Origin of the sequence: Blochmannia endosymbiont of Camponotus sp. C-003, assembly GCF_023585685.1 — a bacterium.
Lineage (GTDB): Bacteria > Pseudomonadota > Gammaproteobacteria > Enterobacterales > Enterobacteriaceae > Blochmanniella.
Window position 1 is genome coordinate 121,665 of record NZ_CP097764.1, and the last position, 24,472, is coordinate 146,136.

A 24,472-nucleotide genomic window follows, 5' to 3' on the forward strand; every position below is an offset into this window, starting at 1 on the left:
GAAATGTATGTTCCTTAATAAGACTTGATTATTTGGAAGATTTTGATAAGTTTCCGGTGATTTTTAATGCCTGGTTTAATTTCAACACCAGAATTAAAATCTAAACCTATACAGCCTATGCGTGCCGCTTTATCGCAATTGTTTATTGTTAATCCTCCTGCTAAAATTACTTTATCTAATCGCATATTAGATAGTAGTGACCAATCGAAAGTTTTGCCGCTACCTCCTCCATTGTCTGCTAAATAGCGGTCTACGTTCAATATATTATACCTTGACAATGGCCTGTTGTGGTGCCTCATGTTAATACTTTTCCATATACGACATTGCATGGGCAACTGTGTCCGTAAAATATTAATGTAATCTTGGTTTTCTATGCCGTGGAGCTGAACCGCTGCTAATTTCAATATGTTAGCTATGTTAACAACATAAGAAATTGTAGCGTTACAAAATACACCAACATAACTTAAATGTTGTACGTGAGAAACAATACGTTTTGCAGTTATGATATTTATGCAGCGAGATGAAGTGGGAACAAAAATTAAACCTCCGTATATTGCTCCTGATTTATATGTAATATAAGCGTCTCTCACTCGAGTAAGTCCACATATTTTATTTTCTCCTAAAATTAATTTTTTAATGGCTACATTAAGATTTGGTTGAGACATTAATATTGTGCCTATTAAAAATCCGTTGACATATTGTCTAAGTTTTCTTATATGACAATAATTGTTAATACCAGACTCGCTGATTACAGTGATTGTATTAGGTATATCTTTGCTTAGAGTAATAGTACGATTTAAATCAACAGAAAAATCATGCAGATTGCGATTATTTATACCGATTACTTTCGCTCCTAAATATTTAGCACGTTTTAATTCATCTGCGTTTGAGATTTCTGTTAAAACTCCCATACATAGTGTGTGAGCTATTTTGACCAATTTTTGATAAGTTGTATCATCTAGAATTGATAGTATTAGTAAAATGGCATCAGCTTTATGTAAACGTGCAAAATAAATTTGCCATTCTGAAATAAAGAAGTCTTTACATAATATTGGTTGTTCTACGATATCGCTTACTTGGTGTAAAATATCAAAATTTCCATGAAAGTATTTATCATCAGTTAATATCGAGATCACTGAGGAGTAATTTTTATAAGTTTGCGCTATTTTAACAGGATCAAAATTATTACAAATAATACCTTTAGAAGGAGACGCTTTTTTACATTCTAATATAAATATTGTTTGACGTTTGTTGTTGGACATAGCGCTATAAAAATCACGATTGCTTAATTGTGTTTTGGTTTTTAAAATATGTAACGAATGCTGCTTTTCTTGATTAGCTATCCATATTTTTTTATATGACAGAATTTTATCAAGTATTGTGTATTGCATGATTTTGTATCTTAGTTGTCTGATAAAGAAGTTAAGCGAGCGTAAGGTATACCATGATGCATTTTTTCTAAAGCTAGTTGTGTATTAGCATGTAAATTGTTATGCCCAAATAATTTTAATAATAATGCTACATTGGCTGCTATTACAGCAGAATGAGCAGGTTCTCCTTTTCCTTTTAATGTATTGATCATGTATTCGTGGGCTTGTTTTTTTGAATAACAACGTAATGTTTCTATCGGATAAGAGTTTAATCCAAAATCTGACGCTGTTAAAACATAATTGCTGATGATATCGTTGTATAGTTCTGCTACATGAGTAGAAGAGTGTAATCCTACCTCATCAATCCCTCCGCAATGTACTACTATCGCGTGATTATATTTAAGCAACTGCAATATTCGGATTATAGGCGATAATAATTCTTTTTTGTATACGCCAATGAGAGTTAATGGAGGTTTGGATGGATTGATCAATGGCCCTACTATATTAAATAACGTAGGAATTTTTAATTGCTTGCGTATGGGCATTATGCGGTGTAGTACTTCATAGTATTGTGGGGCATATAAAAAACATATACCTAATTCATTAAATTTTTGATATGATTTTTCTGGAGTATTATCTATATGTAAATAATATTTTCCTAGTAAATCCATTGATCCTATTAGACTAGATATACTGGAATTGCCGTGTTTAATGATTTTGGCGCCACAAGTTGAGGCTACAATAGCGCTAGTTGTAGAAATATTAATAGTATTACTATTGTCTCCTCCGGTACCTGTAATGTCTGCAAACAAGCTATTTATACGAGGAAAAGGTTTAGAATGAGTTAATAATACATTTACAGCGCCTATAATTTCTTCAAAAGTCTCTCCGCGTATTTTCATACTAATCAGCGCCGATGCAATCTGTATTGAAGATAATTTTTCTTTTATTATGCAATATAATAATGTTTCACTTTGTTCTTGGGTAATATTTTTACCTTGATATAAAGTATGTAAAATGTCTTGTATATTATTTTTTTTCATTATATAAACACATTGCCCATGCGATAGTTTGTTGAATAAGTTGCGTTCCGTGAGTAGTTAGAATAGATTCGGGATGAAATTGAAACCCACAAATCCGATCAAAGTCATTACGTACTGCCATTACCGTGTGTTTGTTGTAATAAGCATTAATTTTTAAATTATTTGGTATGCAATTACCTATTAATGAATGGTATCGTCCTACTAAAAAAGGGTTTGATATATTAGAAAACATAGCTAAATTGTCATGGTATATCAAAGAAGATTTTCCATGAAAAATTTTTTTTGATTGCGATATATGTCCTCCATAAAACTCTACAATGGCTTGATGTCCTAGACAAATTCCGATTATTGGAATTTTTCTGTGTAATCGTGTTATTAATTGTATCATGCATCCAGCTGTACTAGGAGATCCAGGGCCTGGGGACAATATTAAAATTGGGTCTATCATATCTGATAGTTTATCAATTATTATTGATGCTGGTAGTTGATTGGTATATATCAATACTTGATGTCCGTTATTACGTAACTGATCTACTAAATTATACGTAAATGAATCAATGTTATCCAATAATATTATGTCAGCCATTGTCAAAATAATTCCTCAGAGCCATGTGCTGTAGAGATGGCATGTAAAACAGCACGTGCTTTGTTACGGCTTTCTTCGACTTCTAATTGAGGTATAGAATCTATTACTATACCGGCACCTGCTTGTACTGTCGCTATTTGATTGGTAACATAAGCTGATCGGATGATGATGCATGTATCTAAATTTCCAGAACCAGTTAAATATCCAATCGCGCCCCCGTAAGTATTGCGTCGAGTACCTTCTACTTCATAAATCAGCTGCATAGCTCTGATTTTAGGAGCTCCAGTTAATGTTCCCATATTCATACATGCGCGATAGGCATGTAGTATATCAAGATCATTACGCAATTCTCCTACTACTCTAGATACTAAATGCATAACAAAAGAGTATCTGTCTACTTTTAATAAATCAGCTACATAACGGGTACCTGCTTTACAAACACGTGCCAAATCATTTCTGGCTAAATCTACTAACATGAGATGTTCTGATAGTTCTTTATGATTTAGACGCATTTCTAATTCTATACGGTTATCTGAATCTATATCTAATGATCCGTCAGTATGATAAGTTCTAGATCGCGTGCCAGCGATGGGGTAAATTTCAATTTGTCGAGTATCTGCGTTGTATTTTAGAGAACTTTCTGGAGAAGCCCCGAAAAGTGTAAATGTTATGTCCTGCATAAAAAACATATAGGGACTAGGATTATTAGTTTTCAATACATGGTATGCTGCTAATGGTGAAGGACATGGAAGGAAGAATCGCCGTGAAGGAACAGCTTGTAATATTTCTCCTTGACGGATAGATCTTTGTATTTTACGTATAACTCGTTTATATTTTTCGTCATTCGGATCACAGTGTAATGTCATGTTGTGTAGTTTTTTGTAAGGAATAGACTGAGGTGTTTGACTAATTTGAGTTTTTAATTGGTTCATTCTAGTTTTCAATCGGTTTTTTTCTAAGGTATTTGAGCTAAATAAGGTGCTTTGTAAGGAAGCAGTATATTTTTGATGATCAAACACCAATAATGTTTCAGATAAATAGAAACAGTAGTCTGGGCATGTATAAGTATTGATTAATTGAGGAAACGATTCAAAACAAGATATTAAATCATAAGAAAACAAACCCCCTAAAAATATAGCTTTGGGGGTATTTGGAAGAGGTTGTATTATTTTCAACAATGAGCGTAAACAGTCAAATATTGAAATTGATCGTAGACGTGTATCTTCATCAATCATTGTTTGTATTATAGGAAATATAAATTTAATTCTGTCAAAAGTTTTATAAATTTGTACTTTTGTAGGTAATGTTTGTGCTAGTAATGGGAGCAAGCTTGCTCCATTTTTAGTCAAAGCTTGTACAGTAACGGTTGTACCATAGGCGGTAATACGTAATGCACTATCAATAATCATCATACTTTCTATGTTGTGTTTTTTATTGATTTCTGATGATTCTAATAATAATGTCGAATTGCGTTTATTGCATAATTGATTAAAAACTTCTGAAGAATTAGAGTGGTAGCGTACTTGAATATTTAGACATTGCATTCGATTTTTTTGATATCTCATTATTTTTTAAATTTTTTTCAGTGATTTATTTATCAAACAGCTCATTTATATTAATGGTCTAATTGAAACATTTTCATTTAAGTATAGTAACTTTTTTAAATAATCGCTTAATTACTAGAAACGGTATTAATAAGAGAACATTCAATTTTATCTCGATGTGATTTTTATGTTTTTTATAGATACATAAATATCAATAACATTGATAATACTATTGTTTTTTAAAATGTCAAATAGCAGTTACTGTTATTAATAGTAAAAATATTTTTAATTGAATATGGTAATATTACAGATAGACAACTTAATAGATAAAAAATTGTCTATTATTGTTGTGAGTATCAAATGTATAGTTTTTTATTAAAATTATAATTATTACGATAAATATAAAATTACACTGAATTATAATGAAAACATATATATATTATTAGTTTTTATAGATTTTAATGGTTTTTTTGTAAAGGTGTTAATTATGTCATCAACTATAAATACAATTTAAATAAATGTACTGAAATGATATTTATTAAGTGTATATTTATATATGAGGAAACATATACGCAAATATATATATATGGATGATTGTATCATTTTACAAACATGATAAATTTGGGTAGAAATTGTTGTATTTGGTTGATTGTGTTGATGTAATAATTAATTTCAATAACGTTAAGATAAATATATTGTGTAATTGAATGCTATTTAATAGAGTAATTTATCGAATTAACATGAGTGTACAAAGTTTAGAATAAACATTCTATATATAATATTTTAATTTAATCGTTTTTGATATTTATTTCATGATGGTATATATGAAATTTTTTATTATTTGAATAATGTGTAAATCTTTAAATTGCATTTCAATACATTGATTAGATGTATTATGGATGTATTAATGTGTGAGGGTATAATATAATGAATTCCTTTTTGAGAGACTTCATGTGTAATGAAGAAGATTAAAGTGATGATTTTGTATGATTTTATTTATGTTAATATAATTAACTAAATTTTTCTGATTGATAAGCTGCTTATATTATCAACATGAATAATAATTATGGTATTTATAAAAGGATCATTTCTCAATACTTGAAATGTTATTATTTTTATTTAGATTGATAGTATGAATTATTTTGAATTGGATCTATAAAACAGTGATGAATGGAAGTTGTGACGATGTTTACTGAAATTATTGAAAATAAAGCTCATTAATAAAAATATTTTTAATTGCTTGGTGAGTTATTTACATGTGGGGATTAAATCTAGTAGTATACTGTAAACATATTGATTTTTAATTATATTTAGCAATGATGATAGTAGTTGTGTATATTTAATATTGTATAAAAATAAATTATTCTAATTTTTAGTGTGAATGAAATTTTCATTGAAAATGATCATAATGATTTACGTACCGTAATCAGGACTCAATTACATTAAAATGATGTGAATAAAAATTTAGATATTACAACTCAAAATGATTAAGTTTAAGAATGTATTATAATGCACATATTATTTATAGATGAGTTTTAAACTGAGTTGGTGATAGATGATACTTAGAAATAGTTTGGTACGCCAAACTTTAATGTAAGTGTGCATTATTGTGATCATATGAAATTAAATATTTTTAAATCAAATTTTGATAATGTTTCGTTGTGCATTGCTTATTGAATAAGTGTTAATAAATGTTTTATTTTGAAACAATTTTTATAGATTTATATTTGTAGAGTTTTGTGACTATGACTTGATCTATTTTAGAATAAAATCATTAATAATAAGTAAATTATTTGAAACTTTCAGCATTATGTATTCTATATAGTTTTATTGTATGTAATAATTATGATTATATCGCGTATATCAGAATAGGATGTATGCAGTGGTTTTAGTGATGATTAATTAGTAGTTAAATGTTGTTTGTATTCTTCAGGGAAGAATGGAGAATTTTATGTAATGGTAATATTATTAAATATATTTATATAATGCAGTATATTATAATTGATGTGTATTATAGTAATACCAAACCTTCTTGTGTTTTATAAATGATTAATTATTTAGGTCAGAAATTGTTTTTTAAGTATATTTTTGAGTCTTTAAAAAAAAATTTAAGTAAATTTAATAATATCGATAAATATGCGGATATGTAATTTATGTAAAATAGTAGGTGGGTTATAGTTATAATATATGTATATTGAGGATATGATTTGAATAAGGTTATTAATAGAAAGATGACATATTTTGTGTATATATGGAAAATATTATATTTTTTGAGTTTTGAAATAGTTAGATGTAAATAAATGAAAATGTTGTTGAAGGGATTCGTTCAATATAATAAAAATAAAAAGTTATGTGTTCATGGATTGTGTAACGGATTTTAAGAGTGATAGTTTTTATTTAAATTAAAGAAAGATATGATGTGTAAAAATATTTTTTATATTTTTATAGTATGGGGCTTTTGTAATAAATTAGTGTATATTAAAATTAATTGAATTAAAGGATAGTGGATTAGTGATGTATCATTTATTTGAACTATTTTTATTTAAAATAACTTGATGATTAAAGCGTGGTTCTTTTATAAAGCACAAATAAGAATAATTTTTTAAAGATATAACTTATGAAAAATTTTGATGGATTTTATATAGGTTAAATTGCTGAAGTTTTGTATTTATACGATTTAAATTAGATGTCGATATTTAAAATCATTATTTTTATTCTTTGAAGAAGATAAAAATTTAGTTCGGTATGATAGAGTATACATATTGTTTATTTTGTACACAGAAGTAGCTAATGAAGTTTTCATATAACAAAACATTTTTAAAATGTAGTTATAATGTTTATATTTTTTTATGATAGTTATAAAAATAAATGTCCTAATTTAGATGCTTTGGTATCCAAATATCTGGAGTTTTCTGGATTTCTTCCTACTATTAGAGGAACTCTTTCTGTTATGTCAATACATGATTTATTTAGGATTTCTACTTTTTTTGGGTTGTTGGTTAAAATGCGTATTTTTTTTACATGTAATAACTTTAAAATATCTGCACAAATAGTGAAGTCTCTTTCGTCGGGAGCAAAACCTAAACATTGGTTTGCTTCTACTGTATCAGCTCCACTATCCTGTAGTGCATAAGCGCGAATTTTATTTAGTAATCCAATGTTGCGTCCTTCTTGACGGTGATAGATTAAAATACCGCATTTCTCTTCTGTGATGCAATGTAATGCAGTTTTTAGTTGAAATCCGCAATCGCAACGTGAACTAAATAAAGCATCGCCTGTTAAACATTCAGAATGTATTCGAGTTAATACGGAATCTGATCCAGTAATATTTCCATATATTAATGCAACGTGATTATTTCCAGTTAAATTTTCTTCAAATCCTACGACTAAAAAATTACCCCAAAGTGTTGGTAATCTTGCTTCTGTCACCCGTCTAAGTCGCATGTTATTGCCTCTCTAAAGATGTCATCAAGAATGTTTATTTTTTATTAAAGAATTGCTAGTTTTTTAATAATAGTGTTGAAGTGTAAAATATGTTATATATTTAAACATTCGTATTATGTTGTATAGTACAAAATAACTTCGTTAATTAATAATTAAATATTGAATATGTATTCAACAGTATTGTTATAAGCATAATTGTTTAAGCTTGTTATTATAACTATAAGATGTGTTATGTATGTTACAAATAATATTTATTAATATTTTTTATTTTAGCGAGTTTTATTAAAACTATATAAAAAGGTGGTATTAAATTTAAATAATTACAACTTGTATTTACTATTTTCAATATCCATATGTTTTAGTTTTATAACTACAGCAAGTATAATGTATTTAATAAAATTTATGAATATTTATGTAAATTTTTAAAAATATAATAATTTTATACATAAATGGTATTTATTTTTTTGTATGTGTTTTGTAATTACGAGCACAAATAAACATTTGATATTTAATGATTTATTACAATGAAAAAAATAAATGTTCATGTGCATAGACAAAACATCATATATTTTGTATTTTTTTGATATAAAATTAGTGAATAATTAATAAAATTAGTTAATATTTTTTTTGATTATTATTTTAATATTTATTGTTAAAAGAGGATGGAATTACAGTATGATCTAATATATTTTTAGTACAAATAAAATTATTTTATTAAAATTTAATATCATCTTTTATGGAATCATAAGTTAAAGGAATTAAGATTTATTTTTAAGTAATTTATTCTACATTTTACGCAGTAATGAAGGAGCAGTCGCACATATATCTAATCGATATAATTTCTTCAAATTTAGTGTTATACAATAATGATTACATAACCACTATTAATGCTTAGTGCTGCTGGGTATGTAATTACGTAATAAAATGATTATTTTAAAAACGTACATGTGGTAGTATGATATTTTATTATGTAGCTTGTTTAAAGGGATTATACAAGCCTAGTTCATTTCAGAATTGATATCTCTAAGATATGTTAATAAATAGGTTAAATTTATTGAGAATTTATAACAATATAATTAATAAAATTTTGATAAATATATTGAGCTATAAAAATTAGAATATTTTAAAATTTTTGACATGAAGATTCAGTAGTAATTATTTTGATAAATTGTTTAATGAATATTTATTTTTTAAATAATTGTAGTTATTGAATAGAAGTAAATAGTGTGTTGTTAATTAAAATATAATATATATTATAATAATAAATTTTTTTAATACTCCATATTTATTGATTGGTTATCGTAAAGTAGAATGAGGTGATGACGCTGATCATAATTTATTATAGTTGAAGTTTATATTCATTTTTACGATATGGCAATTGTAGATTGTTGGTTCACAATGTAACTATATTTTGTAGGTATTGTTTGTTATGATAGTAGTAGCCATTTTACTACAAATTTATTGGTGATAATTTATACAATTAATATTAAGTAACAATCTTGCAGCAATAATAGAAGTTTGTAAATATATAATAGTATTCGTTATAATTAATGTTGAACGCTTAATGTATTATTATTTTTTATTACATAAACGTGTATTTTGGGGATATAAGTATGGCATTGCTTAGTAATAAGCGAATTTTAGTTACCGGCATAACTAATAATAGATCTATAGCTTATGGCATAGCTCAGGCTTTACATAGAGAAGGTGCGGAATTAGCTTTTACTTATCATATTGATAAATTAAAATTGAGAATGCAAAATATATCTAAAAATTTTGATTCTGATATTGTATTACCATGTGATGTGTCTGAAGATTCTTGCATACATAAATTGTTTGTTGAGTTAAGAAAAAAGTGGTTAACTTTCGATGGATTTGTACATGCGATAGCATTTGCTCCTACTGATCAATTACAAGGTGATTACATAGATACTGTTACTCGTGAAGGTTTTATATTGTCTCATGTTATTAGTTCTTATAGTTTTGTAGGTATAGCTAAAGCATGTAGGAATATGCTTAATAATACCGCATCCTTAGTAACATTGACTTATTTAGGTGCCATGCGTGCTACACCTCATTATAATGTAATGGGATTAGCTAAGGCTTCATTGGAAGCGAATACTCGTTATATGGCTAATGCCATGGGACCAAAAGGTATTCGTGTCAATGCGATTTCTTGTGGGCCTGTTCGTACTTTGGCGTCTTCTGGTATTAAAAATTTTAAAAAGATGTTATTATGTTATCAAAGAAAATCGCCTGTTCGTCGCAATATTTCTATTGAAGAAATTGGAAACGTTGCTGTATTTCTATGTTCTGATTTATCATCTGGTATTACCGGTGAAATAATTTATGTTGATGGTGGATTTAATATCGCGTCCAACATAGATGATGCAGAATGATTCATATACTTAGTGAGTATATGTAGAGTGTAGTTGTTATTTTTGAATATTTTAAAGTTGAAATTGTATTCAATAATTATATGTGCTTAAATATATATTTAAGATCATTCGTTTTAGTTATTGGGTTATTAACGAATATATGTGTTCTCTTATAATTATTGTTTTATTTTATAATCTAATATGTAATTTTTATAGTGTAATTATTTTTAAAAGTATGAATCTACATGGTAGATTTGTATGTAAATACAAATATTAAAACATTATTAATTTTTAGAACCAGATGCACATAATTATGAGATAAATATGCGATATAGTATTGTACCGGTCACTCCTTTTCATCAAAATTGTTCAATAATTTGGTGCGAAGCAACACATGAAGCAGCGTTAGTAGATCCTGGGGGAGACAGTGATAAACTACGATCAGAAATAGATAGATTAGGAGTGAAAATAAATAAAATTTTATTAACCCATGGTCACTTTGACCATGTCGGTAGTGCTATGGAATTACAACAATATTATAAAATCCCAATAATAGGTCCAAATAAAGCTGATCAATCGTTGTTAGATGATTTATCTATTCAATACAGAATGTTGGATTTAAGTATTATAGATTTCTTTAAAAATACTACTCCTAATTCGGTTATTCCAGACGTTTGGTTAGAAGATGGTGATATAGTGCGAGTAGGACACGAAGTTTTTGATATATTACATTGTCCAGGACATTCCCCTGGGCACGTAGTGTATTGGAATAAAGTACGAAAATTTATGGTGATGGGAGATGTGTTATTTAAAAAAAGTGTTGGTCGCACGGATTTGCCCGGAGGAAGTATGACAATGTTAATTAATTCTATTAAGACTAAATTGTTCCCATTGGGAGACGATATTCTTTTTTTACCGGGACATGGAAGTACTTCCACTCTGGGTTATGAGCGTAAAAATAATAATTATGTGGCATCATCATAGCGCGAAATTTATAACTCATTCATTAGGATTAGAGAAAGCGTCTACAATTATGACAAACAGGACTCTAGATTATACATGTTTGTGTTGAGGTGTTGTGTAATTTTTAATTGCATCTTCATATTTGTATGAAGATTATTAAACCTTCTCTAATTATCCTAAAAAATAAAATTAGGATGGTGAGTTAATCGCTTTTTTATAAGTTTTAATGATAGCTTTGCTTACATAATCGATATTATCTTCTGATAAACCGGATAAATTAATTCTACCAGCGCCTACCAGATAAATACCAAATTGTTCTCTTAGTCTAATTACTTGATTTTCTTTCAGTCCTATAAAAGAGAACATACCACATTGTCGTTTGATAAAACTGAAATCTTTATTTTTGTCGTGAGTTTGTAAAGTATTCGCAAGTAATTTTCTCATGTGTTTGATGTGTTCTCTCATATTTTTTAGCTCTGATTCCCATGTAGACCGTAAAATTTTGTTATTTAATATCAAAGACACAATGGATGCTCCATGAGCTGGTGGATTAGAATAATTACCACGAATAATAACCCGTAATTGACTTAATGCTCGTTCTGCATCATCATTATTATTAGTAATTACAGTGCACGCTCCTATTCGTTCGTTGTATAATCCGAAGTTTTTTGAATAAGAATTACATACTATTAATTCCGGGTTTTTTTTACAGAAAATATATAAACCTTCGAGATCTTCCTTTAAACCATGAGAGAATCCTTGGTAAGCTAGATCAAATAAAGGTAGCCATTGTTGTTTTTCTGATAATTCTGATAGAATACTCCATTGTTCGGTATTAGGATCAATACCTGTAGGATTATGGCAGCAACAATGAAACAATACGACATCATTAGGTTGAACGTCTTGCAAACTTGAATATAATTCATCAAAATTTAGTGAATGATTTATATTATTATAATAAGGATAAGTATATACTGATAATCCTGCAGCCAGGAAAATATTTCTATGATTGATCCAAGTAGGAGAGCTAATCCATATGCGTTTAGATTTAGTATTTTTTACTATAAATTCTGCTGCAATACGTAACGCTCCAGTACCTCCTGGAGTTTGAACAGTTCGCATGCGTTTTTCCGAAACAATAGAATTAGCATTGCTGCCAAATAGTAAATTTTGAGTCGCAGTATTGAAAGAATGTAGACCTTCTATATTGAGGTAATTTTTGCTAATTTCATGTTTTAACAACCATTCTTCAGCTTGCTTGACGCTAGTTAAAACAGGAGTATTTTTTGTTTTATCGATATATACTCCTATTCCGAGATTAATTTTATTTTTTCGTTCATCGGCATCATAAATTTCTGATAAACCAAGAATTGGATCGTCAGGTGCCATTTGAATAGATTGAAACATAATATGTATCCGTATGTATTGTAATGTGCAGAATATCTTATTTATATCAAAAATTATTATGTTTTTCCAATTATTTATATTGAAATTTTCAATTTTAATAATATAAGGATATTAAATATATCATCATGTATATAATGATGTGTATATGGATCATTTTTGAAAAATTACAATTAGATTTATTTTCAATATTTTATTTATATGCGCATAGTTTTCATTAAAAATTAATGTTTTTAGAGGATCTAGGAAAAGGAATGACATCTCTAATATTTTTTATTCCTGTTACATATATCATTAATCTTTCAAAACCTAATCCAAATCCTGAATGAGGTACTGTTCCGTAGCGTCGTAGATCACGATACCACCAATAATTTTCTTGCGTTAGATGGTGTTCTTGTAATCTTTGATCTAATTTTGATAATCTTTCTTCTCTCTGTGATCCGCCAATCATTTCACCAATTCCGGGTACTAAAATGTCCATAGATGCTACAGTTTTATTATCATCGTTTAAACGCATGTAGAAGGCTTTGATGTTTTTTGGGTAGTTTTTTATTATTACTGGGGATTTAAAATATTCTTCTGAAAGATATTTTTCATGTTCAGAGAATAAATCTGTTCCCCAGTGTATTGAATTATTGAATTTTTTATTACATCTTTTTAATAATTTGATTGCTTCAGTATATTCTATGTGATTGAATGTAACATCAACGAAATTCTCCAGAAGAGCAATAATATTTTCATTTGTTTTATCAACCAAGTATTTCATATCGTCAGAACGTTGCTGCAGAAGTGTTCTGATAATGTTTTTGAGTAAAGACTCTGCCAAAATAATAATATCATCTAAGGTCATAAATGCAGCTTCTGGTTCTATCATCCAAAATTCAGCTAAATGGCGATTAGTATTGGAATATTCTGCTCTAAAAGTTGGACCAAACGTATATACTTTCGATAATGCGCAAGCATAAGCTTCTGCGTTTAATTGACCTGATACTGTTAAAAAAGCTTTTTTACCGAAAAAATCATAGGTATCATGAGTACGATTCAATTTTTCGTTCGGATTATTTAACATTTGTTGAGTTTCTGAAGTAGACACGCAAAACATTTCACTGCTTCCTTCAGTGTCACATGCGGTAATGATAGGAGTCGGGATCCATATAAATCCTTGTTTATGCATAAAGTTATGAATAGCTTGCGATAACGTATCTCTGATACGGGCAACTGCACCAATTATATTAGTACGTGGTCTAAGATGAGAAACTTCACGTAAATATTTCATAGTGTGTTTTTTAGCAGTTATTGGGTAAGTACTGGGATCTTCTATCCACCCTAATATTTTAATGTTTTTTGCGATTACTTCAACATGCTGTTTCGTGCCAATAGATTTAGTTATTATTCCCATGATTATAACTGAACAACCGCTAGTTAAACGTAATATTTCGTTTTTATAGTTGTGTAAGTTATCATAAGCGATTATTTGTAATGGGGTGATACATGAACCATCGTATAGATCTAGAAAAGAAATTTTAGATTTAGAATCTCGTCGGGTACGAATCCAACCGTGTATGGTAATTTCAGTATTTTCTGATATATGACCGTGTAGTATATCCACTATTGATACTGTATTCATCTATAGTCTCCTAATTTTTTCAACTAATTATATTTATTTTTAATTGTATTATTGTAGCTGATGGTTTTTATTTCTTTAAGTATTTATGATTCAGATATAGATGACTGCGATAACTTAATACATGATTAGTCAAGGATATGATTATTATTGTAACTATATGTTATTAGTTACAATAATATATGATGTTTGCATCATTTTGTATGAAATCATCCAAATTTATACGAAGTTACTCAATATAGCCTAAGTTAATACGTAAAATATTTCGCTTTATGCCAAAATATTTTAAAATACTGTAGAACTCTTAAATAATCCAACTTTTAAATCAGTTGCAGTATAAATTATTTTCCCATCACACAATACTTCACCATCAGCCATGCCCATGATTAACTTTCTGTTGATGATTCTTCGAAAGTGAATAAAATAAGTGACTTTTTTAGATGTAGGTAAAATTTGACCAGTAAATTTAACCTCTTTTACCCCTAAAGCACGTCCTTTACCTTTTCCTCCGATCCAACCAAGATAAAACCCTACTAACTGCCACATAGCATCCAATCCTAAACATCCTGGCATAACAGGGTCTTTTATAAAATGACAATTGAAAAACCACATATCTGATCGAATATCTAATTCTGCTTCTATAAATCCTTTATTATAATTGCCTCCATTTTTAGTCATTTTTATTATTCGATCCATCATCAGCATGTTAGGAGCGGGTAATGTTGGTCCGTTTTTTCCAAATAATTCACCCCTACTGGAAGCTAATAGATCTTCTTTGGTATAGTATTCACGTTTATTCAGCATAGTACATCTCATCTTATGAGTACATTTATTCATTTCGTGTCCATATAAAATATAACAACTATTAAATACGATTGTATTTCGTATGTACATACGATGATGGAAAATGATTGATTGTGTTATATACATTTGATTGTTTTAATCAAATGATTAAATTTTTTTAATGAAAAGTTTAAATTGTTATGTTTTAATAAGGTTTGAATTTGTATATTCATTTTAATGGATTATTTTGTTGTGTTTTGTATTCTTAATATTATATGTTGGTTATATATATAACTTTATGCCAGTATGTGTAATTACATTGAATATGTATTGTCTGTACAACAATGTGGTTGCTTCGTGCAGTCATATGTGACTTGATAGTATGTAATTTCATAAATATATGTTTTATAAAAAAAATTAGTTTTGAATGAATGAATTAAAATGTAAATTATGACAAAAAATAATGTCAATTAATATTGATTGTAGTATAGGATAGTATAGTGTTTTAATGATTGAAGTATCAAGAAATATGTTCGAGTCTATTTTATGGGCTATGAAATAAAAAATTTATATTTTTACGTAAGTATGGTAAGTAATTACTACGATTAAATTTTTGTTTAAATTTGATATTAAATAATAGATATTTATAGAATTTAAAATGTTATTGAATTAAATAGTTATATTTTTTAACAATATAACCATGACAAGGGAGTTGGAATAATCCCATTGTTATGGGATATAAAAAAAATCAATAGATTTTTTTATATCTATGTAAGTTTTGTAGCAATGAAGATTAATTTCTTAGTCTTGGTGTTTGAAGTTGTAAACGAATGGATTCAGAAAGTTCATCTAAAGTTGTTTGTTCTGGGTGTGTACGAATGTTTTCGTAACCTAATTGTGCTTCTGCTAAATAAGTATGCATAGGTTTTCCTTCTTCGTCCTCCATAACAACATGATACCACGGAGATTTTCGTAGAGTGTCGTTTTTTGTAATTTCATCTAATATAGGTTTTTCGAGGGAATATTCTGGATCTATATCTATTATTACTCCTAAGTATCCTAATAATTTGTGCCGTACTTGTTGTCCTATTCCAAATTTGCTAGCTATCATAAATACCTCGTTAATCACGATTTTCTGAAAATAATAAAGTAGATATGGGGTAAGATAATAAAATCAAGGGTAAATTGTTTGATTAAGTAAATATGATATAACTGAACAATTTACTCACAATTTTTTAAATTGTGTTTGTTATATTATAAACATTTGATAGGTTTAGGAAGGCCAGAAATTTTTGCAATTTTTTGAGCTGCGGATCCTTTTGGAAATAACCTAGCAAGGTATTGACTATTTCCTTTTTCTTTACCATATTTTAGTGCTATAGCATTAATTAATATTCTAGTTTTTGGTAGTGAGTTAAATTCCATATAGAATTTTCGTGCAAAATATATGATATCCCAATGTATTGGGCTTAATGCAATGCCTTCCAATGTAGCGATTTTAATTGCAATTTCTTCATTCCAATCCTCAAGATGAATCAGATATCCTTGTGAATCAATATTATCATTTATTTGATTACATTTCATAATATAATCCTTGATTACTTAATAAATTTATTATTTTAATAAAAATGTGGAGAATCAAAATAATGTCTAATAAATCTAAATACAATTAAAATGATATTAATTATGAGTATGTTATGTGATTGATAAATAATCAATGTACATCAGTTTATCACTAAATGCATAATTATAGATATATAATATATATTTAATATAGTTTAACAATAATATAACTAAATATGGTTTGTTTTATTTATAGGATTTGTTTTTTTATATTAAGCATTGGTTTTCAGTATAAATTAAAACAATTTAACAATTGTTAATTTTTTATTGTGTACGGAAGTATAGTATATTTATTATATGTATTGAAAATGGTAAAATAATTTTATTGTTTCCAATCTGTTGAAGGAGGAGTGGCCGAGTGGTTTAAGGCGCCGGTCTTGAAAATCGGTAATGTCAAGCATTCTAGAGTTCGAATCTCTACTCCTCCGAGGATTTTACTGTATATAATTAGTGATTATTTTTGAGTATCAACTAAATGCAATATAACTAAATGTTTTTATTATTTTTTTAAAAATTATAAAACAAAGTAGTCCTTACAGGTAGTTATTTTGATACTAATAGATGCATGATTTCACGCTTGTTATTTACGGGTATGTATTCAGAAGTGATTGTCGGAATTTTATTTCGATATTCTGATGATTTTTTTATATAGATGTGTGTTTATGTAAAATTTTTTAAAGACTTCTTTAATCTGGTTTACTGAAAATTTTAGTAGGTATTGCAGTATCTAATTGATTGGGTCGTGTAGGATTTGAACCTACAGCCAATTGATTAAGAGTCAACTGCTCTGCCGTATTGAGCTAACGACCCAATTATAATATTGTAAGGGTAAAATACCATATTAGCAACTAAATTGAATTTTGATTATTTATTATTTATATATTATTATGATGTTATGTGTAGCTGCTTTTGAATGATTAAAAAAAAGAGTTTATTAATTGTTTATATGCATAGATACTGTATCTACAGTAGTGAATTGTTGTGGTTTTAATATTTTCTTTAATAGAGAAATTGGTTATAGGTTACATGAGTATTTTGTATAATATTTAATTAAGAATTGTGCTTATGTTAATAATTAATAATGCTATTATGTGAAAGTTTATTTATGAATATAAGAGAGGGTATGCATGTATTTTCAAAGATATGGTGTTTTTTGAGAGATAATATCTAATTTTTTTAGATAATTGTTTTTGTGATTATGGATTGTATCAATATACCAACATATCTTACTTTATTTCGTGTTATCATGGTGCCGTTTTTTACTATAATTTTTTATCTACCTGTAAAGTGGGCGCCAATGATATGCACCGTTATGTTTTTTGTTGGGGCTATCACAGATTGGTTTGACGGATTTTTAGCTCGTCGTTGGAAACAAACTACTAGTTTTGGTAAGTTTTTAGATCCAGTAGCGGATAAAGTTATGATAGTCTCAGTGCTTGTTTTAGTAGCTGATCATTTTCATGAGTGGTGGGTCACATTACCAGCATCCATTATAATTATTCGTGAAATGATCATGTTAGCATTACGTGAATGGGTAGCTGTAATGGGTGGTCGCAATGGGATTGGGGTTTTATGGATTAGTAAAATTAAAACATTTATACAAATGTTAGCTTTAACTGCATTATTATGGAACTCTGATGAATGGATAGTAATTGTAGGTATTGTTGCGTTGTATATTTCAGTGTTATTAACATTTTGGTCTATGTGCATCTATTTATATATTGTGCGTTATGATTTGTTTAATTATTGATTTTTATTTATATAGATTGTAAATTTCAGGTAAAATTTAATTTTATTTATTGAAAAAAAGTTGATAAATGTTGTATGAATGTATAGGTATGAATGCGAGAGACTACTTATATAGTATAAGTGTATTGATTTAAAGACAAAATATAATTTTTAAATTTTATAACTGATTTTGTTCAACTAATATTATATTAGTAGTCAGATATATAACTCATATAATAGATTATCTTTTGAAATAAAAAGGTAAATTGTGATTATTAGCAATCTGTTATTTTGTTAAGTTAATTAATAATAATTTAAAATTGTTACCAAAGAATATATATATATGGTTATATTGATTGGATAGTAGAGATTGTGTTTGTATTTTGTATAGCTGATTAATATTGTTTACGAGGCGCGTTGGCAGAGTGGTTTATGCGGCGGATTGCAAATCCGTATATCTCGGTTCAATTCCGAGACGCGTCTTTTGTTTCAGTAGTACAGCCCGGGTGGTGGAATTGGTAGACACAAGGGACTTAAAATCCCTCAGCTTTAGCTGTACGAGTTCAAATCTCGTCCCGGGTAGTTTATAATATTATTATGTACGATACGACAAAAATTATTTTAAATATTAAAAATGATTTTTATTTAAAAATAAATTCATTCAAACATATGTGGTGTATGCCGCTGTGAGCATGCACCAATATGTTTGATCTCGATAGAGATGGGTTGTTAATGATTATTTGTTTTTATTGTTGGCAAATTTGTTCGTAATGTTGATCGGTATTCCAGAACGGGCTTTTAATTCTTTGTTAATTATTTCATAGTCTACGTTGGAATCATTCTCATCTATTAATATGGATTGTATTTGTTGTTTTAAATGCGCTATAATCGATGATTCTGATTGGTTTTTTTCTTTTCCACAGGATAAAGGATTATGAATTTCTAAATACCGCATACCATTTTCTTCAACAGTGCTCTTCACAGGCTCATTTATAAATCGTACTTTAGTACCGATGGGAACTATGTTAAATAAGTATTCGATGTCTTCGGGACGTAATCTTATACAACCTCGAGTTATTCTAAGGCCAATCCCAAAGTTGCTATTGGTGCCGTGGATTGCATAATTTTTTTCTAGATATAAAGCATACATCCCCATTGGGTTATTAGTTCCTGCTGGAAATATGGTAGGTAGGATTTCTCCATGTTTAATGTATTCATCGCGCATGGTTTTAGTAGGAACCCAAGTTGGGTTTTTTTTTATGTGTTATTGAAGTTGTCCAATGTGATGGTGTTGCATGTTCAATGGTTCCGATAGCTATCGGTAACACAATTACAGTATTTTTTTTTTCAGGATAATAATATAATCGCATTTCAGCGTTGTTAATAACAATACCTGAATGGGGTGTATTTGGTAAAATTAATTGATGTGGAATTATTAGTCGTTTTTCTGAATCGGGGAGATATACATCAACGTTGGGATTGGCTTCTAACATGTTACTTATGCCTACTTGAAATTGTGCAGAAAAATGTTCCAGAGAGTATTTATTATTCTTGGGTGTGAGAATTTCTATATTCTGTCCTATTAGTCTGTTATTGTTATCAGGTAATGTATAAACAGTAGCATAAGCAAAATGATGATATAAACCGACAATAAAAAATATTATATTATAAAAATATATTTTTGTATTCATATTTATTTACATTATTTAAACATTTATATTTTTATTCTTGCATGTGGTTAATCGTGTAAGAATGATTGAAAAAAAATTTGAAATGTTAATTTTCATTTGTAGTTAATTGATATAACTCTAAATTATACCAAAAATTGTAATGAAACTACAGTAGTATATAATAGTTTAACTGTTAATTAATTTCAAAAAATGATTTATAGGTTAAAGTAGAAATATTTTGAATATAATGTGATTAATAACATTTAATTATGGAACGATATAAATGAACTTTGCATATTTTTGTATCTGAATGTTTATTGTATTAGTAACAATGTATGTAAAATGATTTGATTTTTATTAGTTTATAATAAGTTATTTTATTTTTTTGATCAGTATAAAGAAGATTCTCCCGGAGGACGGGTTTTAAATCGACGATGTAACCACATATATTGGTCAGGGGCTAACAAAATTACTTGTTCTATCACTTTATTAATATGTTTAATCATGTCGATATTTGTATCTAAAGGTATTTCATCTTGTTTGTTTGGCAGAATTAGTAGTTCATACCCAAGAACATTAGGTAATCTTCGCGCCACAAAAGGAACAATTGCAGGCTTAGCTATTTTTGTTAATATATAAGTACCGATGGTACTTGCTGCATTTGACACTGCGAATAAAGGGACGAATACGCTGTTTTTATATCCATAATCATGATCTGGCGCATACCAAACAATTTCTCCGTGTTGTAAAGCTTTAATCATACCTTTAATATTAGTGCGATCCAACATTGTTTTATTTGATCTGAGTCGTCCCTTAGTTTGCAACCAGTTTAGTAATGGATTATTATTAGGGCGGTAGACACCAATGCCTGGATGTAGCATTCCTAAAATTCGAGCACCTAATTCTAAAGTGAAAAAATGCATTCCAATCAACAATATGCCTTTATTTTTTTTTCGTTCCTGGGTTATACTGTCTAGTCCATTAATTTTAAACCAGCGTTTAATTCTGTGCTCTGACCAAAACCAAGCCATACCGGTTTCAAATATCCCCATACCTATTGATTCACAATTTTTTTTGAACAAATCTTGTTGTTCTTGACTTGGTAGATTAGGAAAACAGAGTTCTAAGTTTCTACGAATGATACGCATACGATTGATCATAAAATATTTTGCAATACGACCAATTCTGGTGCCAAGGTAGTGTATAATAGGATAAGGGAGTAGTACCAAAATATATAATATTCCTATTCCTAACCAGATTAACCAAAATCGTGGACACAAGAAAGAATAATTAAAGACCGGAAGTTTCTTCATATATAGTCAATGATATCATACAAATGTATTCATTACATACTTATAATATTAAATTGTTACAATGATTCTTAAATAGAGAATCTATTGCTACAAAATGCACATACACATGTTTGAAATTATTTATATAATTTTTTAATGAATAAAATTTTTAAAATTAGATGATATACATTTATGTATATAGAAAATATATTTCTGTTAATTAATGATGCTCTAGAGGATTTAAAAATGAAAGTTTTAGTATCATTAAAAATTTATTTTGTTAAAAATTAAAGAAATAATTTTTTCATTTAAGATTATATTTTAAAAATTCAACAGATATTTGTACGTATAGAATTTTTACAGGTTATTGCAGAAGTTATGTTATGTTTATTTAATAATTTTATTGTATTTTCTTTAAGGTAATTTTTTCTCGACGTTGTTGTAATCGGTATTTAAAATTTATACGAAAATGACGAGAAGATCGACGTAAACGGTGAGTCAGTTGTATACGGTTATTGTTATTTTTCTGGGATATGTTGTTGTCGCTATACTGAACAGTGTTATAATTAATACGACTAGTATTATTGATATTTTTTGGCATATGTAGAGTATTTAATTCTAAATAAGAGGCATGCATATTTTTAGAATTATCAAAAGTATTAGAGTGTACCTCGGTAACGGTGGTTTTTTTTTCAAAAACATGGGGATCTTTTGTATTATATATTCTATGAGTATCAATATTTGTGGGTACTAGTGGTTCTTTATGTATCTTCATGCGTAAAGGGTGTTCAGATTGCTGATGTTTTAGCCATATCCAATGTTTTGTATGATGCATCTTGTTTAAGTACTTATGTGTAATATTGTGTTTATGTCTTTTTTTATATTCTTGTATAGGTGGTTTTTGCGTTATTTTTTTGATAAGTTGTGTCGGATTGGTGTAACAAGGGGTAGCTGCAGATTTATCAACATTATCAATATATTTCGATAGAAGATCAGTGTGATTATCGTTATTAAAATAATTTATTATTTTTTTATTATTATTTAATTCAGTTTTGTTTTTTGTGTGATGGATATGATTTTTTTTCTTAATATTGCTATATTTATAATGAAAATTTTGATATGACCGAATATAATGATTTACGTCCTGAGATAGTTTATGTTGATATATTTTTTTAGTATATATCCGATTATTGTTTTTAGTGATTGTTTTTGATAATATTTGTTTCAAATTATTATAGCTTGTGATAGAAATACCGAGTATTTTATGGTAATGATTTTTGATTTTATCAAACCATGATATTTCTTTGTTTGATTTAGATTGCAAATTGCAATGTGCATAATAAAAATTTTTATTGTAGGTAGGTATTAAATTTAATGAGGTATTTATCGTTGACTGTGGGTTTTTTAAAGTATCATTATAATTTGAAGCAATTATTTCTCCTGGTGTTGTTGAGGATTGGGTTGTTTCGTAATCTTGATGTGTTGCTAATAAATAGCTTGGTTTATTGTTTGTTTCTCCTTTACGTATGCGCCGTACTTCATAATTTGGAGTTTTCATTTGTTCATAAGGTACTATGATAGCGCGCACTCCTTTTTGCCGTTGTTCTATATCACTGATAGCTTTTCGTTTTTCATTCAGTAAATATGAGGCGATAGCTACAGGAACTATCGCATGTACTTCATAAGTATTATCCTTCAGAGCTTCTTCTTCAATTAAACGTAAAATAGATAAAGAAAGGGATTCATTGTCACGAATGCTTCCTGTGCCGCTGCAACGCGGGCAAATGTAATGACTTAATTCTCCGAGCGATGTGCTTAACCGTTGTCTAGATAGTTCTAATAGCCCAAATTTAGAAATATGTCCCATTTGAATCCTAGCGCGATCCTGATGAACCGCTATTTTAAAGCTGTTCTCAATTTCTCGTTGATGTCGAATTGGAGTCATGTCTATGAAATCTATAACAATTAATCCACCTACATCACGAAGACGTAACTGACGTGCTATTTCATCAGTTGCTTCTAAATTGGTATGAAAAGCTGTATCTTCAATATCTGCTCCTTTAGTAGAGCGAGCAGAATTGATATCGATTGCTGTTAAAGCTTCGGTAGTGTCTATGACAATGGACCCTCCAGACGGCAATCTTACTTCTCGTTGGAACGCTGATTCTATTTGGGATTCTATCTGGTAGTGACTAAATAACGGAATATCTCCGTTATAAAATTTTATTTTTTTAGCAAAATCTGGACGCCCTAAAGAAGTTATATGTTCTTTGGCTACATTCAGAATTTTGGGATTATCAACTAAAATTTCTCCTATATCTGGGCGTAAATAATCTCGAAATGCACGTACAATAACATTACTATCCTGATGAATTAAAAAAGGAGCTAATTGTTTTTCTGCAGTATTTTTAATAGTTTTCCAATGTTGTAAGAGAGAAGTTAAATCCCATTCTAATGATTCGACAGATTTCCCCAAACCAGCAGTACGGATAATTAAGCTCATTCCTTCAGGTAATTCTAAAGTAGATAGAATTTCTTTTAATTCAATACGATCGTTGCCCTCAATTCTTCTTGATATACCACTAGATTTGGGGTTATTTGGCATAAGTACTAAGTAGCTACCTGCTAAACTAATAAAAGTAGTTAACGCAGCGCCTTTGTTTCCTCTTTCTTCTTTATCTATTTGTACAATTAGTTCTTGTCCTTCACATAAAATTTCTTTAATATTAGATTTATTATAGGAAGATGAGGAAGGAAGGAAATATTCGTGCGAGATTTCTTTTATAGGAAGAAATCCGTGTCGTTCGACTCCATAATCTACAAATACTGCCTCTAAACTAGGTTCAATTCGGATAATTTTTCCTTTATAAATGTTTGATTTTTTCTGTTCATGACCTATTGTTTCAATATCTAGATCATATAATCGTTGTCCATCTACTAATGCTACTCGTAATTCTTCTTTTTGAGTAGCGTTAATTAACATTCTTTTCATTATAATTTTTGCTCAATGTTGATATATT

Annotated in this window: 15 protein-coding genes, 4 tRNA genes and 1 pseudogene; 6 read left to right on the forward strand and 14 right to left on the reverse strand. The window is 28.5% G+C overall.

From position 1 onward, the window contains the following. Window positions 1-14: 14 nt before the first annotated feature. The 5 genes from trpCF to ribA form a co-directional block, all read right to left on the reverse strand. Window positions 15-1,391, reverse strand: coding sequence for a bifunctional indole-3-glycerol-phosphate synthase TrpC/phosphoribosylanthranilate isomerase TrpF (gene trpCF / locus M9397_RS00490; RefSeq protein WP_250227024.1), 1,377 nt, complete (start codon window positions 1,389-1,391; stop codon window positions 15-17). An 11-nt stretch (window positions 1,392-1,402) separates the two neighbouring features. Next, entirely contained in the window at window positions 1,403-2,398 is a 996-nt protein-coding gene (gene trpD / locus M9397_RS00495; RefSeq protein WP_250227225.1) for an anthranilate phosphoribosyltransferase, read from the reverse strand. Between the two features lies 1 nt (window position 2,399). Then, window positions 2,400-2,999 (reverse strand): glutamine amidotransferase-related protein, encoded by a 600-nt coding sequence (locus M9397_RS00500; protein ID WP_250259757.1) that lies wholly within the window; start codon window positions 2,997-2,999, stop codon window positions 2,400-2,402. A 2-nt stretch (window positions 3,000-3,001) separates the two neighbouring features. Continuing rightward, entirely contained in the window at window positions 3,002-4,564 is a 1,563-nt protein-coding gene (locus tag M9397_RS00505) for an anthranilate synthase component 1 (protein WP_250259759.1), read from the reverse strand. Between the two features lie 2,835 nt (window positions 4,565-7,399). Next, window positions 7,400-7,987, reverse strand: a complete 588-nt coding sequence (gene ribA / locus M9397_RS00510) for a GTP cyclohydrolase II (RefSeq protein ID WP_250227027.1) — start codon at window positions 7,985-7,987, stop codon at window positions 7,400-7,402. Between the two features lie 1,613 nt (window positions 7,988-9,600). On the opposite strand from ribA, the gene M9397_RS00515 reads away from it, so the two are divergent. Both M9397_RS00515 and M9397_RS00520 read left to right on the forward strand, forming a co-directional pair. Beyond that, window positions 9,601-10,386, forward strand: coding sequence for an enoyl-ACP reductase FabI (locus M9397_RS00515; RefSeq protein ID WP_250227028.1), 786 nt, complete (start codon window positions 9,601-9,603; stop codon window positions 10,384-10,386). A 303-nt stretch (window positions 10,387-10,689) separates the two neighbouring features. Next, window positions 10,690-11,349, forward strand: a complete 660-nt coding sequence (locus M9397_RS00520; RefSeq protein ID WP_250259762.1) for an MBL fold metallo-hydrolase — start codon at window positions 10,690-10,692, stop codon at window positions 11,347-11,349. Window positions 11,350-11,517: 168 nt separating this feature from the next. Here M9397_RS00520 and M9397_RS00525 read toward each other — a convergent pair whose 3' ends face one another. The 5 genes from M9397_RS00525 to M9397_RS00545 all read right to left on the reverse strand — a co-directional run bounded on the left by M9397_RS00525 (window position 11,518) and on the right by M9397_RS00545 (window position 16,723). Next, window positions 11,518-12,735 (reverse strand): amino acid aminotransferase, encoded by a 1,218-nt coding sequence (locus tag M9397_RS00525; protein ID WP_250227030.1) that lies wholly within the window; start codon window positions 12,733-12,735, stop codon window positions 11,518-11,520. Window positions 12,736-12,949: 214 nt separating this feature from the next. Then, entirely contained in the window at window positions 12,950-14,359 is a 1,410-nt protein-coding gene (asnS, locus tag M9397_RS00530) for an asparagine--tRNA ligase (RefSeq protein WP_250227031.1), read from the reverse strand. A gap of 282 nt (window positions 14,360-14,641) precedes the next feature. After that, window positions 14,642-15,160 (reverse strand): bifunctional 3-hydroxydecanoyl-ACP dehydratase/trans-2-decenoyl-ACP isomerase, encoded by a 519-nt coding sequence (gene fabA / locus M9397_RS00535; protein ID WP_250227032.1) that lies wholly within the window; start codon window positions 15,158-15,160, stop codon window positions 14,642-14,644. Between the two features lie 772 nt (window positions 15,161-15,932). Next, window positions 15,933-16,250 carry a heat shock protein HspQ gene (gene hspQ, locus M9397_RS00540; protein ID WP_250227033.1) on the reverse strand — a complete coding sequence of 106 codons (318 nt, stop codon included), beginning with the start codon at window positions 16,248-16,250 and terminating at the stop codon, window positions 15,933-15,935. 143 nt (window positions 16,251-16,393) lie between these two features. After that, window positions 16,394-16,723 (reverse strand): TusE/DsrC/DsvC family sulfur relay protein, encoded by a 330-nt coding sequence (locus M9397_RS00545; RefSeq protein WP_250227034.1) that lies wholly within the window; start codon window positions 16,721-16,723, stop codon window positions 16,394-16,396. A gap of 383 nt (window positions 16,724-17,106) precedes the next feature. On the opposite strand from M9397_RS00545, the gene M9397_RS00550 reads away from it, so the two are divergent. Next, window positions 17,107-17,190, forward strand: a tRNA-Ser gene (locus M9397_RS00550). A gap of 308 nt (window positions 17,191-17,498) precedes the next feature. Here the strand turns inward: M9397_RS00550 and M9397_RS00555 are convergent. Continuing rightward, window positions 17,499-17,572: transfer RNA gene (locus M9397_RS00555), tRNA-Lys, on the reverse strand. Window positions 17,573-17,960: 388 nt separating this feature from the next. Between M9397_RS00555 and pgsA the strand changes: the two genes are divergently transcribed. From pgsA to M9397_RS00570, 3 genes are all read left to right on the forward strand, one after another. Next, entirely contained in the window at window positions 17,961-18,512 is a 552-nt protein-coding gene (gene pgsA / locus M9397_RS00560; protein WP_250227035.1) for a CDP-diacylglycerol--glycerol-3-phosphate 3-phosphatidyltransferase, read from the forward strand. 389 nt (window positions 18,513-18,901) lie between these two features. Continuing rightward, window positions 18,902-18,973: transfer RNA gene (locus M9397_RS00565), tRNA-Cys, on the forward strand. 17 nt (window positions 18,974-18,990) lie between these two features. Then, window positions 18,991-19,072 (forward strand) — tRNA-Leu (locus M9397_RS00570). A 154-nt stretch (window positions 19,073-19,226) separates the two neighbouring features. Here M9397_RS00570 and M9397_RS03320 read toward each other — a convergent pair. The 3 genes and pseudogenes from M9397_RS03320 to rne form a co-directional block, all read right to left on the reverse strand. Continuing rightward, window positions 19,227-20,181: pseudogene (locus M9397_RS03320) on the reverse strand (L,D-transpeptidase family protein). Window positions 20,182-20,549: 368 nt separating this feature from the next. Further along, window positions 20,550-21,473, reverse strand: a complete 924-nt coding sequence (gene lpxL / locus M9397_RS00585) for an LpxL/LpxP family Kdo(2)-lipid IV(A) lauroyl/palmitoleoyl acyltransferase (RefSeq protein WP_250259766.1) — start codon at window positions 21,471-21,473, stop codon at window positions 20,550-20,552. 379 nt (window positions 21,474-21,852) lie between these two features. Beyond that, window positions 21,853-24,444 carry a ribonuclease E gene (gene rne / locus M9397_RS00590; protein WP_250259769.1) on the reverse strand — a complete coding sequence of 864 codons (2,592 nt, stop codon included), beginning with the start codon at window positions 24,442-24,444 and terminating at the stop codon, window positions 21,853-21,855. Between the last annotated feature and the right edge of the window lie 28 nt (window positions 24,445-24,472).

Bases quoted from the DNA above. Each gene is read 5' to 3' on its own strand.
- pgsA (WP_250227035.1), top strand. From the start codon at position 17,961: ATGGATTGTATCAATATACCAACATATCTTACTTTATTTCGTGTTATC.
- M9397_RS00515 (WP_250227028.1), top strand. From the start codon at position 9,601: ATGGCATTGCTTAGTAATAAGCGAATTTTAGTTACCGGCATAACTAAT.
- asnS (WP_250227031.1), bottom strand. From the start codon at position 14,359: ATGAATACAGTATCAATAGTGGATATACTACACGGTCATATATCAGAA.
- fabA (WP_250227032.1), bottom strand. From the start codon at position 15,160: ATGCTGAATAAACGTGAATACTATACCAAAGAAGATCTATTAGCTTCC.
- trpCF (WP_250227024.1), bottom strand. From the start codon at position 1,391: ATGCAATACACAATACTTGATAAAATTCTGTCATATAAAAAAATATGG.
- rne (WP_250259769.1), bottom strand. From the start codon at position 24,444: ATGAAAAGAATGTTAATTAACGCTACTCAAAAAGAAGAATTACGAGTA.
- hspQ (WP_250227033.1), bottom strand. From the start codon at position 16,250: ATGATAGCTAGCAAATTTGGAATAGGACAACAAGTACGGCACAAATTA.
- M9397_RS00505 (WP_250259759.1), bottom strand. From the start codon at position 4,564: ATGAGATATCAAAAAAATCGAATGCAATGTCTAAATATTCAAGTACGC.
- M9397_RS00520 (WP_250259762.1), top strand. From the start codon at position 10,690: ATGCGATATAGTATTGTACCGGTCACTCCTTTTCATCAAAATTGTTCA.
- ribA (WP_250227027.1), bottom strand. From the start codon at position 7,987: ATGCGACTTAGACGGGTGACAGAAGCAAGATTACCAACACTTTGGGGT.
- M9397_RS00500 (WP_250259757.1), bottom strand. From the start codon at position 2,999: ATGGCTGACATAATATTATTGGATAACATTGATTCATTTACGTATAAT.
- lpxL (WP_250259766.1), bottom strand. From the start codon at position 21,473: ATGAAGAAACTTCCGGTCTTTAATTATTCTTTCTTGTGTCCACGATTT.
- M9397_RS00545 (WP_250227034.1), bottom strand. From the start codon at position 16,723: ATGAAATGTAATCAAATAAATGATAATATTGATTCACAAGGATATCTG.
- M9397_RS00525 (WP_250227030.1), bottom strand. From the start codon at position 12,735: ATGTTTCAATCTATTCAAATGGCACCTGACGATCCAATTCTTGGTTTA.